Origin of the sequence: Serratia sp. ASV30, from assembly GCF_016428815.1 — a bacterium.
In the GTDB taxonomy this organism is placed as follows: domain Bacteria; phylum Pseudomonadota; class Gammaproteobacteria; order Enterobacterales; family Enterobacteriaceae; genus Chania; species Chania fonticola_C.
Genome location: NZ_JAELTL010000293.1, coordinates 1 through 255 on the forward strand (window position 1 = coordinate 1; position 255 = coordinate 255).

At 49.0% G+C, this 255-nt stretch carries 1 rRNA gene; it reads left to right on the forward strand.

Going from position 1 to position 255, the window contains the following annotated elements:
• A 23S ribosomal RNA gene (locus JHD74_RS26515) occupies positions 1–224 on the forward strand; the annotation flags it as partial.
• Positions 225–255: the final 31 nt, after the last annotated feature.

The window sequence follows — 255 nt, forward strand, 5'->3', positions numbered from 1 at the left end:
CACTGGTGTTCGGGTTGTCATGCCAATGGCACTGCCCGGTAGCTAAGTGCGGAAAAGATAAGCGCTGAAAGCATCTAAGCGCGAAACTTGCCTCGAGATGAGTCTTCCCTGGGCCTTTAAGGCCCCTAAAGGAACGTTTAAGACTAAGACGTTGATAGGCTGGGTGTGTAAGTGCAGCGATGCATTGAGCTAACCAGTACTAATGATCCGTGAGGCTTAACCTTACAACACCAAAGGTGTTTTAGAGTAGACGAC